This window comes from Mycolicibacterium sp. Y3 (assembly GCF_051188035.1).
Taxonomy (GTDB): domain Bacteria; phylum Actinomycetota; class Actinomycetes; order Mycobacteriales; family Mycobacteriaceae; genus Mycobacterium; species Mycobacterium fluoranthenivorans.
In genome coordinates this window covers 3,701,936-3,717,851 of the sequence record NZ_JAVQLT010000001.1, presented here as the reverse complement: position 1 = coordinate 3,717,851, position 15,916 = coordinate 3,701,936, and the positions used below count along the sequence as shown (strand labels likewise).

Sequence of the window (15,916 nt, the reverse complement as noted above, 5' to 3'; positions counted from 1 at the left end):
CCGTCTCTCGCGGCCTGATGCCGCGGTGCGCAGGCGTGTCCTGACCCATGTCCGGAATCTTCAAGAAGCTCGACCCGCGGAAGCGCCGTGCCCGGGTCAATCCCGACGGCACCATGTCGCTCGTCGATCACCTGGCCGAACTGCGCAACCGCCTGCTCATCGCGATGGCCGCGGTCGTGCTCACCACCACGGTGGGGTTTTTCTGGTACACCAACGGCTTCTTCGGCTTCCACAGCCTCGGTGAGTGGCTGCGCGGACCTTATTGCGCACTGCCGCCGTCGGCACGGGCGTCCATCTCGGCCGACGGCGCCTGCCGACTGCTGGCAACGGCACCGTTCGACCAGTTCATGCTGCGACTCAAGGTCGCGCTGACCGCCGGCATCGTGCTGGCCTGCCCGGTGTGGCTGTACCAGATCTGGGCATTCATCACCCCGGGTCTGTACAAGAAGGAACGCCGCTTCGCGATGTTGTTCGTGGGGTTCGGCGCCGCGTTGTTCATCACCGGTGCGGTGCTGGCCTACGTCGTGTTGGCCAAGGCGCTGAGTTTCCTGCTGACCGTGGGCAGCGACGTCCAGGTGACCGCGCTGTCCGGTGACCAGTACTTCAGCTTCCTGATCAACCTGTTGCTGGTCTTCGGTATCAGCTTCGAGTTCCCCCTGCTGATCATCATGCTGAACATGATCGGGGTGCTCACCTATGAGCGGCTCAAGGCGTGGCGGCGGGGGCTGATCTTCGGGGTGTTCGTCTTCGCGGCGTTCGCCACCCCGGGCTCCGACCCGTTCTCGATGCTGGCGCTGTCCTGCGCCCTGTCGTTGCTGCTGGAGTTCTCCATCCAGATCGCCCGCCTGCACGACAGCCGGAAGGCCAAGCGCAACGCCCTGGAGGAGGTGCCCGACGACCAGGCCGCACCGATCGGCACTGCCGAGCCGATCGAACCGCCGACGGCCGTGTCCTCGGGCTCGACGCAGTCCCCGACGCTTCGCTCGCCCGTGCAGGTCGATGACGACGCCACCTGAGTTGACCGTGCCACCTGAACTGAAGGCGTTCACCGCGCAGCTGCCGTTCCCGCTGGACGGATTCCAGATCAAGGCCTGCACCGCGCTGGAGGCCGGGCACGGGGTGCTGGTGTGTGCGCCGACGGGCGCCGGCAAGACCGTGGTGGGTGAGTTCGCGGTACACCTCGCACTCGCATCGGGCCACAAGTGCTTCTACACCACGCCGATCAAGGCGCTGAGCAACCAGAAACACGCCGACCTGGTGCACCGCTACGGGGCCGACAAGATCGGACTGCTGACCGGAGATCAGTCGATCAACAGCGACGCACCGGTGGTGGTGATGACCACCGAAGTGCTGCGCAACATGCTCTACGCCGATTCCCCGGCACTGCGCGGACTTTCCCATGTCGTGATGGACGAGGTGCACTTCCTGGCCGACCGGATGCGCGGCGCGGTGTGGGAAGAGGTCATCCTGCATCTGCCCGAAGAGGTCCGGTTGGTCAGTCTGTCGGCGACGGTGAGCAACGCCGAGGAGTTCGGCGGCTGGATCAAGACGGTGCGCGGTGACACCACCGTCGTCGTCGACGAGCACCGCCCGGTGCCCCTGTCCCAGCACATGATGGTCGGCAAGCGGTTGTTCGACCTGTTCGAGGGCACCGATCACACCCTCGTGGCACCGGAACTGCTGCGGCATATCGCACATCGCCGCGAAGCGGACCGGCAGGCCGATTGGCAGCCCCGCGGTCGTGGCCGTCAGCAGAACCGGACCAGCCTCAACCGGATGCCTACCCGGCCCGAGGTGATCGGCACCCTCGACGCCGAAGGATTGCTGCCCGCAATCACTTTCGTGTTCTCCCGGGCGGGCTGTGACGCGGCGGTGAAACAGTGCCTGCGCTCGTCGCTGCGCCTCACCGATGACGAACAGCGCGCCCGCATCGCCGAGGTCATCGACCGACGTTGCGTGGATCTCGCGGAATCGGATCTGGTGGTGCTGGGCTATCACGAGTGGCGTGAGGGACTGCTGCGCGGACTGGCCGCCCACCACGCCGGCATGCTGCCGGTGTTCCGGCACACCGTGGAGGAGCTGTTCACCGCGGGTCTGGTGAAGGCGGTATTCGCCACGGAGACACTGGCTCTGGGGATCAACATGCCGGCCCGCACCGTGGTGCTGGAACGGCTGGTCAAGTACAACGGCGAACAGCACGCGCCGCTGACACCGGGGGAGTACACCCAGCTGACCGGCCGGGCGGGGCGCCGCGGGATCGATGTCGAGGGCCACGCGGTGGTGCTGTGGGATCCCCGCGACAGTGCGGCCGAACCCGCTGAGGTGGCCGGGCTGGCCTCCACCAGAACCTTCCCGTTGAAGAGCTCGTTCGCGCCGTCGTACAACATGACGATCAACCTGGTGGGCCAGCTGGGCCCGAACCAGGCCCGCAAGCTGCTGGAACGGTCCTTCGCGCAGTACCAGGCCGACCGTTCGGTGGTCGGGTTGGTACGCGGGATCAGCCGGGGCGAGAAGATGATGGAAGAGATCGCCAAGGAGCTCGGCGATGGGGACAACCCACCCATCCTCGAGTACGCACGGTTGCGGGCGGACATCTCCGCGCGGGAGCGGGCGCAGACGCGGGCCTCGCGGCTGCAGCGCCGCCGCGCCGCCGACGAAGCGCTGGCCGACTTGCGCCGCGGCGACATCATCACCATCAGCCAGGGCCGCCGCGGCGGGCTCGCCGTGGTGCTCGAACCCGCGCGCGAGCGCGACGACCCGAGGCCGCTCGTCCTCACCGAACATCGCTGGGCCGGCCGGATCTCGTCGTCGGACTACTCGGGTGCCTCGGAGCCGCTGGGCTCGATGAGCCTGCCCAAGTTCGTCGAACACCGGCAGCCCCGGGTACGTCGGGACCTCGCGTCGGCGCTGCGTTCGGCCGCTGCCGGGCTGCGGGTGCCGTCCGGAAAGCGGACACCTCCCGGTGAGCGGGATGTCGATCCCGAATTGGCCGGACTGCGCGACCAGCTGCGCCGCCACCCCATGCACTCGGCCCCCGACCGTGAGGAACGGGTCCGGGCCGCCGAGCGCTATCTGCGCATCGAGCGCGACAACGACGCACTGCGGCAGAAGGTCTCGGCCGCAACGAACTCGCTGGCCCGTACCTTCGACCGCATCCTGGTCCTGCTCACCGAGCGCGGCTTCATCAAAGGACGGGACGAGGACACCACCGTCACCGAGGACGGCCGGCTGCTGGCCCGGATCTACAGCGAGAGCGATCTCCTGGTCGCCGAATGTCTGCGCAGCGGAACGTGGTCGGGTCTGGACGCCGCCGAACTCGCCGGCGTGCTCTCGGCGGTGCTCTTCGAATCCCGGGGTGACGGGCCGCCGTCGCACGGCGTCGACCTGCCGACGGCCGCCCTGCGCCGGGCACTGACCGCCACCCGGCGGGTGTCCTCGGACCTGCGTGCCGATGAGACCCGGCACCGCATCGCGCCCAGCCGCGAAACCGACTTCAGGTTCGTCGCCGCGATCTACCGGTGGGCCACCACCGGCAACCTGACCGCCGCTTTGCTGGCCTCGGATGTGAACGGCAATGGCTCACCGTTGTCGGCAGGCGATTTCGTGCGCTGGTGCCGTCAGGTTCTCGACCTGCTCGACCAGGTGCGCAACGCGGCGCCGGATGCGGCGCTGCGCACCACCGCCAAACGTGCCATCGCCGATATCCGCCGCGGTGTGGTGGCCGTGGATTCCGCCTAGATCCGGGCCGGCTCCGGCCAGAATCGGGCGGGCCGCGCTGGCTGCCGGTTACGCCTGCTCAGCAGCCAACAACGGTACTGTGTTGCCAACGGACCTCAACCAAGGAGAGACATGAGCGGACCGCAGGGACCTGACCCGACGCAGCCGTGGCCGGGTCAGCCGCCGCAGTCCGGCGGAGCGCAGCCGCCGAGTGAGCAGACCGCTTGGCAGCCGCCGTCCACGCCCGAACAGCCCACCACGGAGGCACCGGCCTGGCAGCCGCCGGCATATCAGACGCCGCAGTACCCGCAGTACCAGCCGCCCGCGCCGCCGCCGTACAACCCGCAGCAGTACGCGCCGCAGCCGGATCAGTACGGCCAGCAGCCCACCGCGTACGCCCCGCAGGGCTACCCGCAGCAGTACGGGCAGCCCCAGCCGTACGACCCGTCGGCCCAGCAGTACGGGCAGCCTCAGCCCTATGGCCAGCCGGGCCAGTACGACCAGCAGTATTCGCCCTACGGCGCGCCCGGCCCGGCCGAGGAGGGCTCGAAGAAGTCGCTTGCCGTGATCGGCGGTGTCGTCGGCCTGCTCGCCGCGGTCATCGTGGCCGTGGTGCTCGTGCTCGGCTTCTGGAAGCCGGGCTGGTTCGTCACCACCAAGCTCGACGTCGGCGCGGCGCAGACCGGTGTGCAGCAGATTCTCACCGACGAGGCCAACGGCTACGGCGCCAAGAACGTCAAAGATGTCACCTGCAACGACGGCAACAGCCCGACGGTGAAAAAGGGTGACAGCTTCGAGTGCGTCGTCAGCATCGACGGCACCAAACGTCAGGTGACTGTGACCTTCCAGGACGACAAGGGCACCTACGAGGTTGGTCGACCCAAGTAGCTCCGCTGTTCCGGACGGCCCCGAAAACTCCGAGTTTTCGGGGCCGTTCTGTGTTCACAGTCTGTCGAGCGCCTTCTGCAGCCGGGCGATCGCGGACGTCACACCCAATTCCCCGGCCAGTTCGGCCACTCGGCCGGGGTCCGCGGCCACCAGCGGCAAGGTGTCGGTCGCTGTCGACATCGTCACGGCGGCATCGGTGGCGACGCGCACCACCGGCTCGGCGGCGGTGATGTACTCCGTGGCGGCGAGCAGTTTCTTGCGCTGGGCACCAGGCAGTTTCGACGACGGGTCTGCCGCGGCCGCGACGATCGCTTCCAATGAGCCGTATTGGCCCAGCAGGGTGGCCGCGGTCTTCTCGCCGATACCCGCGACGCCGGGTAGCCCGTCGGAGGCGTCACCGCGCAGCAGGGCCAGTTCGGCGTAGGCCGGTCCGGCCCGCTCGATCGGCACGCCGTACGTATCGGCCACCTCGGCGGGGCCGAACAGCGTGGCCTTGGCCAGACCCCGGCCGATATAGAAGACGCGGACGCTCGGCGGCCCGTCGCCGACGAGTTGGAGCAGATCGCGGTCACCGCTGACCACGATCACCGGGTCGCGCTGTTCCCGCGCGGCGAGCGTGCCCAGCACATCGTCGGCCTCGAAACCCGGCGCGCCCGCGGTGGCGATCCCGAACGCGTCCAGCATCGCCATGATCATGTCGACCTGCGGGGTCAGATCGTCGGGCACCTCCTCGATATCCGGCTGCCCGGCCGGTTCCTCGACCGCAACCCGGTGCGCCTTGTAGGACGGGACGAGGTCCACCCGCCACTGCGGCCGCCAGTCCAGGTCGAGGCACACCACCAACCGCCCGGGCCGGTGGGTGGTGACCAGGGCGGCGATGTTGTCCAGGAAGCCGCGCAGCGCATTGACCGGCCGCCCGTCGGGGGCCGTGATCGAGGACGGCACACCGAAGAACGACCGGAACCACATGCTGGCCCCGTCGAGGAGCAGCACCGGCTCGCTCATGACTCGGCCTCGGCGTAGGTGTCGTGCTGGTCAGCCAGTTCACGGATGTCCCTCAGCATGGCCTGACAGTATCGCGAGGTATGACCTTCACCGTCGATCGCATCGATCACGTCGTGCTGAACTGCCGTGACCCCGAAACCACCATCGAGTGGTACGTCCGGGTGCTCGGGATGCGCCGGGAGGAGTTCGGGGGCGAGCGAAGCGACGGGGAGAAAACTGGGCCCGGACGGATCTCCCTCGCCTTCGGCCGACAGAAGCTCAACGTGCGTCCCACCGGTGCACCGAACTGGGTCACCGCGGCGGCCGATGTGCCCGGGTCGCAGGATCTTTGCTTCATCGTCGACGCCGGCGCCGACGAGGTCGGCGACCACCTGCGGGCCTGCGGGATCGAGATCACCGAGGGTCCGGTCACCAAGACCGGCGCGTTGGGTCCGATGTCCTCGCACTACTGCCGGGACCCGGAAGGAAACCTGGTCGAGGTCGCCACCTATCGGACACCCCTATAACCTGGCCACCATGACGGGCCGCTTCAGCACCGACGTATACGCACAACGGCTTCGGGTGGCCGCGGCCAGCGCCGCCGACGCCGGGCTGGCCGGACTGGTCATCACACCGGGATACGACCTGCGCTATCTGGTGGGATCACGGGCGCAGACCTTCGAGCGGCTGACCGCGCTGGTGCTGCCGGCCGACGGGTCGGCGCCGACCGTCGTGGTGCCGCGCCTGGAACTGGCCGCGCTGAAAGAGTCCGCTGTGCCGGATCTCGGTGTGACGGTGCGTGATTGGGTGGACGGGGAGAACCCGTACCAGCTGGTGGCGGACGCGTTGACCGGAAGTGCGGTCGCCGTCACCGATTCGATGCCGGCTCTGCATCTGCTCCCGCTGGCGGATCTTCTCGGCGCCGTGCCGGTGCTGGCCACCGACGTGCTGCGCCGGCTACGGATGATCAAGGACCCCGCCGAGATCGAAGCGTTGCGCAAGGCCGGCGCGGCCATCGACCGGGTGCACGCACGCGTGCCGGAGTTCCTGGTGCCCGGCCGCACCGAGGCCGAGGTTTCCGCCGATATCGCCGAAGCGATTGTCGCCGAAGGACATTCCGAGGTGGCATTCATCATCGTCGGCTCCGGACCCAACGGTGCGGACCCCCACCACGAATGCTCGGACCGGGAGCTTCGCGCCGGGGATATCGTCGTCGTCGATATCGGTGGCCCGTACGAGCCGGGCTACAACTCCGATTCCACCCGCACCTACAGCATCGGCGAACCCCGCCCCGAGGTGGCGCGGCAGTACGCCGTGCTGCAGCAGGCCCAGGCCGACGCGGTGGCGGCGGTGCGTCCGGGAATGAGCGCGGGGGCCGTGGACGCGGTGGCGCGCGATGTGCTGGCGGCCCAGGGCCTGGCCGAGGTGTTCGTGCACCGCACCGGGCACGGGATCGGGCTGTCGGTGCACGAGGAGCCCTACATCGTCGCCGGCAACGACCTGACGCTGGAACCGGGCATGGCCTTCTCGGTGGAGCCGGGGATCTATTTTCCGGGCCAGTGGGGGGCCCGGATCGAGGACATCGTGATCGTCACCGAGGACGGGGCCGAGTCGGTCAACAACCGTCCACACGACCTGATCGTGGTGCCGGTCTGAGCCGCGACACGCCCGTTGGACGCATCGGCGCGCGAAACTCGCCGAAGGTCTAGGTCGGTTCTCCGCGGTCCAGCAGGCTCGACGAACCCAGCACGCGCTGGACGCGAACCTCGATGACGACTCGGCGCGGGTTGACCCGCGGGGTGCGGTAACGCTGGGCATACCGCAGTTCGGCGTCACGCACATCGTCGGGTTCCGAGCTGACGGAGGCGGCGCCTTCCAGCGAGAGCCAGCGGGCCCCGTCGACCTGGCTGAGCACCGCGACCCCGCGTTCGGCGGCGTTGACCGCCTTCTGCGACCCGCCGGTGGTGATCACCCGGGCGATGTGGGTCTTGGGGTCGAACGTGAAGCCGACGGCCACCACGTGCGGCGAGTTGTCGCTGCGCAGGGTGGTCAGCATGGCCAGATGCCGCTCGGTCAGGAACGCCAAGGCATCGTTGGTCAGCCGGGTGGTGGTCTTGCGACCAGGTGTAGCCATCGGGGTCCACGCTAGCGCAGGCCATAATCGCAGCCATGGAGGACACACCGGCGGGCAGGAGCGCAGCGACCGGGGGAGTTGACCCGGCGGGCAGGAGCGCAGCGACCGGGGGAGTTGACCCGGCGGGCAGGAGCGCAGCGACCGGGGGATTGATACCGGCGGGCAGGAGCGCAGCGAGCCCTGTGGTGATTTTCGGTGGGCGAAGCGAGATCGGCCTCGAATTGGCCACCAGGCTGGCACCCGGGAACACCGTGGTCCTCGCGGCCCGGCGGGCCGACGCGCTCACCGACCAGATCGCCGCGCTGCGGGCGGCCGGTGCCGCCGACATCCATGTCCGCGAGTTCGACGCCGATGACATCCCGGCGCATCCGGCGGTGGTGGCCGCGATCGAGTCGGATGTCGGCCCCATCGGGACGGCGGTGCTGGCCTTCGGGATTCTCGGCGACCAGGAGCGCGCCGAAACCGACCCCGCGCACGCCGTCGCCGTCGTGCACACCGATTACGTGGCCCAGGTCAGCCTGCTCACGGTGCTCGCCGCGGGGATGCGGGCCCGCGGCCGCGGGCAGTTGGTGGTGTTCTCCTCGATCGCCGGGGCCCGGGTGCGCCGCGCCAACTACGTCTACGGTTCGGCCAAGGCCGGTCTGGACGGTTTCGCCTGCGGGCTGTCCGATGCGTTGCACGGCACCGGCGTGCGCGTGCTGATCGTGCGGCCGGGCTTCGTCATCGGCCACATGACCGAAGGTATGGAGCCCGCGCCGTTGTCCAGCACGCCCGAGCAGGTGGCCGAGGCGGCCGCCCGGGCGCTGGCCCGCGGCAAGCCGGCGGTGTGGGTGCCGTGGGCGATCCGGCCGCTCATCGTCGCGACGCGGTTGGTGCCGCGGGCGATCTGGCGGAAGATGCCGCGATGATCGTGGTGGTGGGCATCGGCGCCGACGGGATGAACGGGCTGGCGCCCCGCTCTGTGCATGAATTACGTTCGGCTACGGTAATTTACGGTGCGCCGCGGCAGCTCGAGCTGCTCGACGGCAGCATCACCGCGCCCCGGCGGGCGTGGCCTTCGCCGATGCTGCCCGCGCTGCCGACCCTGTTCGAAGGGTTCGACACCGTGCACGTGGTGGCCTCCGGGGACCCGATGCTGCACGGGATCGGCGCCACCCTGATCCGGGTGTTCGGTGCTGCCGCGGTCCGGGTGCTGCCGCATGTGTCCTCCGTGACGCTGGCGTGTGCCCGGCTGGGTTGGTCGGTTCAGGACACCGAGGTGATCAGCCTCGTGACGGCAGATCCCGACACCGCGGTGCGCCGGGGCGGGCAGGCGGTGGTGCTCAGCCGCGATGGTGGCACGCCCGCCACGCTGGCCCGGGCGCTCACCGAAACCGGGCGCGGCGCATCGGAATTCACCGTGCTCGAACAGCTCGGCGGCCCGGGGGAACGGATACACCACACGGTGGCCGAGCACTTCGACACCGTCGTCGATGACCTCAATGTGATCGGCGTGCGCTACCTGCCCGACGACCGACGGTTCCACACGCTGCCCGATGCGGAGTTCGCGCACGACGGGCAGATCACCAAACAGGGTATCCGGGCGGTCACCCTGGCCGCCCTCGGACCGCGACCCGGAGAACTGTTGTGGGACGTGGGATCCGGGTCGGGCAGTATCGCGGTCGAATGGTGCCGCAGTGCGCCCGGCCTGCGGGCGGTGGCCTTCGAGCGGGACCCGCACCGCCGCGACCGCATCGCCGCCAACGCGCGCGCCTTCGGCGTCGCCGTCGACGTCCGCGGCGCGGCACCCGAGGATTTCGCGGGCGCACCGGCGCCGTCGGCGATCTTCGTGGGCGGCGGGATCACCACACCGGGGCTGCTCGACGGCTGTTGGGCGCACCTGGTCTCCGGCGGCCGGCTGGTGGCCAATGTGGTCACGGCAGAATCAGAAGCCGTTGTCATCCAGAGGTATTCGACGATAGGTGGGCAGTTGCACCGATTCCAGCACTACCGCGGCGAACCCGTCGGTGGATTCACCGGGTTCCGCCCGGCGTACCCGGTCACCCAGTGGTCGGTGAGCAAGCCGTGACGGTGTATTTCATCGGTGCCGGGCCGGGGGCCGCCGACCTCATCACCGTGCGGGGCCAGAATCTGCTGCAGCGCTGCCAGGTCTGCCTGTACGCGGGCTCGATCATGCCCAAAGACCTTCTCGCGCTGTGTCCGCCCGAGGCGAAGATCATCGACACCGGCCCGCTGACCCTGGCCCAGATCATCGACGAGCTCGTGGCGGCCGACCGGGCCGGGCTGGATGTCGCGCGACTGCATTCCGGGGATCCGTCGATCTACAGTGCGCTGGCCGAGCAGTGCCGGCATCTGGACGATCAGGGCGTGCACTACGAAATCGTGCCAGGGGTTCCGGCTTTCGCCGCGGCCGCGGCGGTCCTCGGGCGCGAACTGACGGTCCCGGGCGTGGCACAGACGGTCACCTTGACCCGGGTGGCCACGTTGTCGACGGCGATGCCCGAAAAGGAAACCCTGACGGCATTGTCCATGCCCGGTGCAACGCTGGTGCTGCATCTGGCCGCGGCCCAGATCGATTCGATCGTCGAGGACCTGACCGCGGGCGGCTACACGAACGAAACACCCTGCGCGGTAGTGGCTTTCGCCAGCTGGCCGACGCAGCAGGTGCTGCGTGGGACCCTCGGCGACGTGGCCGGCCAGATGAAAGAGGCGGGTATCACCAAGACCGCGGTCATCTTCGTCGGCGATGTCCTGGCGGCCGAAGGTTTCACCGACAGCTACCTGTATTCGTCGGGCCGCCGGCGCGGGAGCAGACACTAGTGCGCGTCCTGCTCCTGGGGGGTACCGGTGAGGCCCGGGCGCTGGCCGCGGCCCTGCATCCGGATGTGGAGGTGATCAGTTCCCTGGCCGGGCGGGTGCCGGACCCGGCACTGCCGGTCGGGCAGGTGCGGATCGGCGGGTTCGGCGGGGTGGCCGGCCTGACCGGCTGGCTGCGGGAGCACCGGATAGCCGCGGTGATCGATGCCACCCATCCGTTCGCCGCGACCATCACCGCCCACGCTGCCGCGGCCTGCGCCGAGACCGGGCTGCCGCATCTGGTGCTGGCGCGCCCCGCGTGGCCGGCCGGGCGTGCCATCGTGGTGGGCTCCGATACCGAGGCGGCCAAGACCGTTACTGCTCAGGGGTTTTCGCGGATATTCCTGACCACCGGGCGCTCGGGCACAGCAGCATTCCGTGATGTCGACGCCTGGTTCCTGATCCGCGCGGTCACCGCACCGGACCCGGGCACGCTGCCGGTCAACCACCAGCTGCTGCTGTCCCGCGGCCCCTACGAATACGAGGCCGAGCTGGCGTTGTTGCGCCAGTATCAGATCGATGCGCTGGTCACCAAGAACAGCGGCGGAGCGATGACCGAGGCCAAGATCAAGGCCGCCGAGGCCGCGGATGTCCCCATCGTCATGGTGGACCGCCCGGCGTTGCCGCCCGGTGTCCGCACGGTGAGCACGGTGGCGTCGGCGGTGGCGTGGTTGTCCGGGCTGACCCCTAAATGAGCGCCAGCGTGTCGAGCTCGCGGATCGCTGCACAGGAGCGCTTGGCCATGGCGAGCATCATATCGTCGCCGCGATCGGTCGAGCTGGCGAACGCGGTGCCGAAGGCGATGATCAGCGGAGCCTGCACCATACCCAGACGATAGTCGCGCCAACAGGTTTCGCGGCTGTAGCCGGTGACGCCCAGGGCCTGGAGTTGCCCGTGGTAGGTGTCGACCAGCTGGTCCTCCGCCTGCGCGCGGATATCCGGATCCAGACTGGTCGCGATGAAGTAGGACAGGTCTCGCGCAGGTAGCCCGGACCCCAGCGTCTGCCAGTCCACGATGGTGATCTCGGTATGGCCGGGATCGAAAAGCATGTTGTCCAGCCGGTAGTCGCCATGCAGCAGCGCGAACCGATCGGGTTCGGCCAGCAGCCACGGCGTCACCACCGACAGCGCGACCTCCATCGTGTCGCGGTCGGCCGCGGTCATCCGGGCGCCGAGCTTTTCCAGGGTGATTGCGCTGGCCATCTTGGCCACCTCGCCCATCCCGAAGGCCATGTCCTCATCGGGTCGCGGCATGGCGATACCGGGGAAGTCGGTCCACTTCGGATCACACCAGCTCGGCGCGTGCAGCCCGGCCAGCGCCCGCACCGCCAGCAGGGCGTCGCCGGCCGAGCAACCGGCGATCTGGTCACCCTGCTCCGCGGGCGCCATGTCGGCGAGCAGCAGGGCGAATTCCGCACCCTCGTCTTCGATTTCGCAGTAGTAGCTGTGCGGAACGGGTATCGACACCAGGTCGGCGACGTCGCGGTAGAAGGCGTGTTCGGAGCGGTAGCCGATCGCGACGCGATCCCGCACCCCGTCGTCCTGGGAGGGCAGTTTGATGGCGAAGCTGGCGGGCAACCCCACCTCATCGGTGTAACCGACCGACAGTCGGTAGGTCGCTCCGGTCTGGCCGGTCCCGATCGGGTTGAGCTCGAGGGTGCGGACCTTGGTGCCGAGAACACCGCTGAGCCAGTCCGCCGTCACGTCATCGGGATTGCGCGGGATCACGAGCGGACAGTAAACCGGCTACTGACGCATGTCAACGATCTTTGACAAGCGTCAGCCCGGGTAGTAGCGGGGCGTGAACACCCGGTCTCCGTGCCACTGTGTTTGCGAGGACCCGATGATCAACATGCAGCGCATGTCCACTTCAGCGGGGTTCAGCTCGCCCAGTGTCACCACCCGCACCTCTTCGCGCGGACCGGCGACATCCCGGCCGATGACGACCGGGGTGACCGGGTCCCGATGGGCGAGCAGCAGCTCTTTCATCGCACCGACCTGCCAGGTGCGGGTCTTGGACGCCGGGTTGTAGACCGCGATGGCCATATCGGCCGCGGCCGCCGCACTGACCCGCTTGGCGATGATGTCCCACGGCTTGAGCCGGTCGGACAGCGAGATGACGGCGTAGTCATGCCCGAGCGGGGCGCCGACCCGGCTGGCCACCGCCTGCGCCGCGGTCATTGCCGGGATCACCCGTACCGGCACGTCCGGCCACGCTTTGGCCTCTTCCAGCACGGCGGTGGCCATGGCGAAGACACCGGGGTCGCCGGAGGACACCACCACCACCGCCTTGCCCTGCTGGGCCAGCTCGCAGGCCAGCCGGGCGCGGGCCGGTTCATCGGTGTTGTCGCTGGGATGCCGGGTCTGGCCGGTACGGACGCCGACCCGATCCAGATAGGGGAAATAGCCGATGAGATCGGTGGCCTGGGCCAGTTCACGGCGGGTTTGCGGAGTGATCCAGTCCAGATCGCCGGGGCCCAGCCCGACCACCGCGACGCTGCCTTTCGGGGCGAGCGGAGCGACGGGGGACCGACCGTTCCGCGGCTGGGCCGCCTCGCCGGGCACCATCACGATGGAGAAATAGGGGACCGATGCCTCGTCGACCTCGCCGGCGTTCAGCACGCGCTGCTGGTCGGTGCTGGCACGTTCCACATAGAAGGCGCGGTCCAGCCGCTTGGTGGCCGAAAGCGCTTCGCGCACTTCGGGATAGGACTTCCCGAGTTTCATGATGACGGCGGCGTCGGTATCGGCCAGCCGTCGGGTCAGCTCGGCGGCCGGGAGCGTGCCGGGCAGGATGGTCAGCACCTCGTCGCCCTGGACCAGCGGCGTGCCAGTAGCGGCCGACGCGGCACTCACCGACGTCACACCGGGCACGATGACGGCGTCGAAGCGCTCGGTCAGCCGGGTGTGCATGTGCATATACGAGCTGTAGAACAGCGGGTCGCCCTCGGCGAGCAGCGCGACATCGCGCCCGGCGTCCAGATGGGTGGCGATCCGCTCGGCGGCCTCGGCGTAGAAGTCCTCCATCGCCCCGGCATAACCGCCGGGGTGTTCGGTGGTCTCGGTGGTCACCGGGTACACCAGGTGCTCCTCGAGCTGGCCGTCGCGCAGATACGGCTCGGCGATCCGGCGGGCGATGCTGCGGCCGTGCCGGGCGCTGTGATACGCCACCACGTCGGCCGACCCGATCAGCCGGGCCGCCTTGACCGTGACCAGTTCGGGGTCACCGGGGCCCAGCCCGACGCCGTAGAGGGTGCCTTTGGTCGTCATTCGTGTTCACTCGCAATCGCATTCACCGCGGCGGCCGCCATCGCACTGCCGCCGCGCCGGCCGGTCACCACTAGATAGGACATCCCGCGCGGGCGGGCGATCAGTTCGTCCTTGGACTGCGCCGAGCCGACGAAGCCGACCGGACCACCCAGCACCGCGGCGGGCACCGGTGCGCCCTCGTCGATCAGCTCGAGCAGCCGGAACAGCGCGGTCGGCGCATTGCCGATCGCCAGCACCGCGCCGTCGAGCCGGTCGGCCCACAGGTCGACCGCGGCGGCCGAGCGGGTGCTGCCCAGCGTGGCCGCCAACTCGGGTGCCCGCGGGTCGGCGACCAGTGACACCACCTCGTTGTCGGCGGGCAGCCGGGACCGGGTGATACCCGCGGCCACCATGGACGAGTCGCAGAGTATCGGTGCACCGGCGGCCAGCGCGGTATGCGCCCGGGCGACGACGTCGTCGCTGAAGGCGACGTGCTCGCCGAGGTCCACCTGTCCGCAGGTGTGGATGAGGCGGACGACGACGCGCGACACGTCATCGGGGAAGCGGGTCAGGTCGGCCTCGGCGCGGATGGTCGCGAACGATTGCCGGTAGATCTCCGCGGCGTCGCGGACGTAATCGAGCACGAGATCACCCTACGGGTGACGGCCCTGGTAGCCGTGTCCGGTGGCGATCAGTACCTCTGCCCCCGAGGGACTGCCGCACGCCCGTGGGCAGCCAACGAAATGACGGTGAACCCCCGGCGCGCCGTCGTTCAGCGCCGCCGCTGCGTCAGCACGCACATCAGAGAGAGATTTGTCACACCCGGGCCGTCCCGTGCAGGCGCTCAGGCTCAGCCAGGGGGACGACTCGTCGAACACCAGACCCAGGGGGGCGAGCACCCGTAGCGCCGTGTCGGCGACACCTTCGTCGAGATCGCCGATGACCACCGAGCGCCACGGCGTGATGATCAGTGGCGCCTCGATGGCGGCCAGGAACTCGGCGACCCGGGCCTGCAGCACGCCCAGCGGCACCGCGGCGCCGAGGCTGACCAACCCGTCACGCTGGGTGATCCAGCCGACCGGCGGGCACGACACGGCGGGGAATGGTGGGCCGGCGTGAGCGCCGTCGAGCAGCACGGTCGCGTCGGCGAGTTCGGCGACGCGCCACGCGGTACCTCTGACCTGGACGAAGCGCTGCGCGACCGAGATCAGTGTCGGGACCGCCGCGCCGAACGGGATGCGCACGCCGCTGTCCCGGCCGGCCAGGATCACGGCGAAGGTGTCCGCACCGACCGCGTGCACCCCGACATCGGGGCGCAGTCCAGACACGTCGCCGCTGCCGTCGTCGAGGGCGAACTGGAACCGCCCCGGCAGGCCGGCCAGTTCCGGTGCGGCGCACAACGCGGCGTCCAGTTCGGTCACCAGTGGCCGGATGTCGACGAGGCCGCCACTGCGCCCGGACAGCGGGGAGGCGACGATGTTGCGCACCCGCTCATGGGTGGGCGACGGCAGCAGCCCGGCGGCCGTAATCGACGAGGCCACCGCGGCGGTATCCGTGATCGCCCTGATCTGGATATTGCCGCGTGAGGTGAGTTCCATTGCCGGTGAGCCGAATTGCTCGGCGGTGTGAGCGAGCGCGGCGAGTTGCGCCGGGGTGATCGCGCCACCGGCCAGCCGAATCCTGATCAGCGCACCATCGGCGGCCCGGTGTACCTGGAGGGCACCGGGGCACGCATCGTCGTCACGGACCCGGGCCACGCCTCTACCGTACGACCTGCGTACCGGCACCGGTATGCGGCCACAAATCGAGTACCGGTCTACGCAATCGTCAATACTGCCGCGCTCCTAGTTTTGGACCATGCCCGCGATTTGGGCAAAGAAGCACGGGAAGTGATCGACATGACCAGCTTGACCAGTCACCTACCTCTCCATCTGCCGCACCCGGACGTGCGCAGGCTCGCCGATGCGGCACATGCCGCGGGAGCAAAAATCCATGCCGCGGTGGAACCGCACGAGCACCACGAATGCAAACGCTACGAATTCCTCGAGGACGCGCTGTTGGCGCGGGAGATGGGCCGGCTCTAGCCGC

16 protein-coding genes are annotated in these 15,916 nt (G+C 69.2%); 10 read left to right on the top strand and 6 right to left on the bottom strand.

Annotated elements, in window-relative coordinates:
- Positions 1-47 precede the first annotated feature (47 nt).
- From tatC to QN239_RS18115, 3 genes are all read left to right on the top strand, one after another.
- Positions 48-1,016, top strand: a complete 969-nt coding sequence (gene tatC, locus QN239_RS18125; protein ID WP_499012473.1) for a twin-arginine translocase subunit TatC — start codon at positions 48-50, stop codon at positions 1,014-1,016.
- Entirely contained in the window at positions 1,000-3,738 is a 2,739-nt protein-coding gene (locus QN239_RS18120) for a DEAD/DEAH box helicase (RefSeq protein ID WP_499012471.1), read from the top strand. The genes tatC and QN239_RS18120 overlap by 17 nt, the downstream gene beginning before the upstream one ends.
- Positions 3,739-3,849: 111 nt before the next feature.
- A complete protein-coding gene (locus tag QN239_RS18115; protein ID WP_090357703.1) occupies positions 3,850-4,605 on the top strand; it encodes a DUF4333 domain-containing protein in 756 nt (251 codons plus the stop codon).
- 54 nt (positions 4,606-4,659) lie between these two features.
- Here the strand turns inward: QN239_RS18115 and QN239_RS18110 are convergent, their stop codons facing one another.
- Positions 4,660-5,610, bottom strand: coding sequence for a 5'-3' exonuclease (locus tag QN239_RS18110; RefSeq protein ID WP_499012469.1), 951 nt, complete (start codon positions 5,608-5,610; stop codon positions 4,660-4,662).
- A gap of 80 nt (positions 5,611-5,690) precedes the next feature.
- Between QN239_RS18110 and QN239_RS18105 the strand changes: the two genes are divergently transcribed.
- Positions 5,691-6,116 carry a VOC family protein gene (locus QN239_RS18105; protein ID WP_499012467.1) on the top strand — a complete coding sequence of 142 codons (426 nt, stop codon included), beginning with the start codon at positions 5,691-5,693 and terminating at the stop codon, positions 6,114-6,116.
- 10 nt (positions 6,117-6,126) lie between these two features.
- Positions 6,127-7,245: a M24 family metallopeptidase gene (locus QN239_RS18100; RefSeq protein ID WP_499012466.1), complete on the top strand. Its 1,119-nt coding sequence runs from the start codon at positions 6,127-6,129 to the stop codon at positions 7,243-7,245.
- A 49-nt stretch (positions 7,246-7,294) separates the two neighbouring features.
- Here the strand turns inward: QN239_RS18100 and QN239_RS18095 are convergent, their stop codons facing one another.
- Positions 7,295-7,723 (bottom strand): F420-dependent biliverdin reductase, encoded by a 429-nt coding sequence (locus QN239_RS18095; RefSeq protein WP_499012464.1) that lies wholly within the window; start codon positions 7,721-7,723, stop codon positions 7,295-7,297.
- A 152-nt stretch (positions 7,724-7,875) separates the two neighbouring features.
- Here QN239_RS18095 and dprE2 point away from each other — a divergent pair, with 152 nt between their 5' ends.
- The 4 genes from dprE2 to QN239_RS18075 are packed head-to-tail and all read left to right on the top strand — an operon-like array spanning position 7,876 to position 11,274.
- Positions 7,876-8,631: a decaprenylphospho-beta-D-erythro-pentofuranosid-2-ulose 2-reductase gene (dprE2, locus tag QN239_RS18090; protein ID WP_499016850.1), complete on the top strand. Its 756-nt coding sequence runs from the start codon at positions 7,876-7,878 to the stop codon at positions 8,629-8,631.
- Entirely contained in the window at positions 8,628-9,791 is a 1,164-nt protein-coding gene (gene cbiE / locus QN239_RS18085; RefSeq protein WP_499016849.1) for a precorrin-6y C5,15-methyltransferase (decarboxylating) subunit CbiE, read from the top strand. Before dprE2 ends, cbiE begins: the two co-directional genes overlap by 4 nt.
- On the top strand, positions 9,788-10,543 hold the full coding sequence (cobM, locus tag QN239_RS18080) for a precorrin-4 C(11)-methyltransferase (protein WP_187095486.1): 756 nt from the start codon (positions 9,788-9,790) through the stop codon (positions 10,541-10,543). The genes cbiE and cobM overlap by 4 nt, the downstream gene beginning before the upstream one ends.
- Positions 10,543-11,274 (top strand): cobalt-precorrin-6A reductase, encoded by a 732-nt coding sequence (locus QN239_RS18075; protein ID WP_499012462.1) that lies wholly within the window; start codon positions 10,543-10,545, stop codon positions 11,272-11,274. Before cobM ends, QN239_RS18075 begins: the two co-directional genes overlap by 1 nt.
- Here QN239_RS18075 and QN239_RS18070 read toward each other — a convergent pair.
- From QN239_RS18070 to cobG, 4 genes are read right to left on the bottom strand one after another with little or no spacing between them, the layout of a single operon-like run.
- Complete coding sequence (locus tag QN239_RS18070) at positions 11,267-12,307, bottom strand: phosphotransferase family protein (RefSeq protein WP_499012460.1); 1,041 nt, start codon at positions 12,305-12,307, stop codon at positions 11,267-11,269. The two genes, QN239_RS18075 and QN239_RS18070, sit on opposite strands and share 8 nt — an antisense overlap.
- A 51-nt stretch (positions 12,308-12,358) precedes the next feature.
- The gene (locus tag QN239_RS18065) at positions 12,359-13,849 is read right to left on the bottom strand and encodes a precorrin-2 C(20)-methyltransferase (protein ID WP_499012459.1); all 1,491 of its coding nucleotides are present in this window, start codon (positions 13,847-13,849) and stop codon (positions 12,359-12,361) included.
- Entirely contained in the window at positions 13,846-14,472 is a 627-nt protein-coding gene (locus QN239_RS18060) for a precorrin-8X methylmutase (RefSeq protein ID WP_090357674.1), read from the bottom strand. The genes QN239_RS18065 and QN239_RS18060 overlap by 4 nt, the downstream gene beginning before the upstream one ends.
- Before the next feature lie 9 nt (positions 14,473-14,481).
- On the bottom strand, positions 14,482-15,585 hold the full coding sequence (gene cobG, locus QN239_RS18055) for a precorrin-3B synthase (RefSeq protein ID WP_499012457.1): 1,104 nt from the start codon (positions 15,583-15,585) through the stop codon (positions 14,482-14,484).
- 141 nt (positions 15,586-15,726) lie between these two features.
- On the opposite strand from cobG, the gene QN239_RS18050 reads away from it, so the two are divergent.
- A complete protein-coding gene (locus QN239_RS18050; RefSeq protein WP_499012455.1) occupies positions 15,727-15,912 on the top strand; it encodes a hypothetical protein in 186 nt (61 codons plus the stop codon).
- Positions 15,913-15,916: the final 4 nt, after the last annotated feature.

What these genes read in the sequence shown, in the direction of transcription:
- tatC (WP_499012473.1), top strand. Translation starts at nt 48, where the DNA reads ATGTCCGGAATCTTCAAGAAGCTCGACCCGCGGAAGCGCCGTGCCCGG.
- QN239_RS18120 (WP_499012471.1), top strand. Translation starts at nt 1,000, where the DNA reads ATGACGACGCCACCTGAGTTGACCGTGCCACCTGAACTGAAGGCGTTC.
- QN239_RS18115 (WP_090357703.1), top strand. Translation starts at nt 3,850, where the DNA reads ATGAGCGGACCGCAGGGACCTGACCCGACGCAGCCGTGGCCGGGTCAG.
- QN239_RS18110 (WP_499012469.1), bottom strand. Translation starts at nt 5,610, where the DNA reads ATGAGCGAGCCGGTGCTGCTCCTCGACGGGGCCAGCATGTGGTTCCGG.
- QN239_RS18105 (WP_499012467.1), top strand. Translation starts at nt 5,691, where the DNA reads ATGACCTTCACCGTCGATCGCATCGATCACGTCGTGCTGAACTGCCGT.
- QN239_RS18100 (WP_499012466.1), top strand. Translation starts at nt 6,127, where the DNA reads ATGACGGGCCGCTTCAGCACCGACGTATACGCACAACGGCTTCGGGTG.
- QN239_RS18095 (WP_499012464.1), bottom strand. Translation starts at nt 7,723, where the DNA reads ATGGCTACACCTGGTCGCAAGACCACCACCCGGCTGACCAACGATGCC.
- cbiE (WP_499016849.1), top strand. Translation starts at nt 8,628, where the DNA reads ATGATCGTGGTGGTGGGCATCGGCGCCGACGGGATGAACGGGCTGGCG.
- QN239_RS18065 (WP_499012459.1), bottom strand. Translation starts at nt 13,849, where the DNA reads ATGACGACCAAAGGCACCCTCTACGGCGTCGGGCTGGGCCCCGGTGAC.
- QN239_RS18050 (WP_499012455.1), top strand. Translation starts at nt 15,727, where the DNA reads ATGACCAGCTTGACCAGTCACCTACCTCTCCATCTGCCGCACCCGGAC.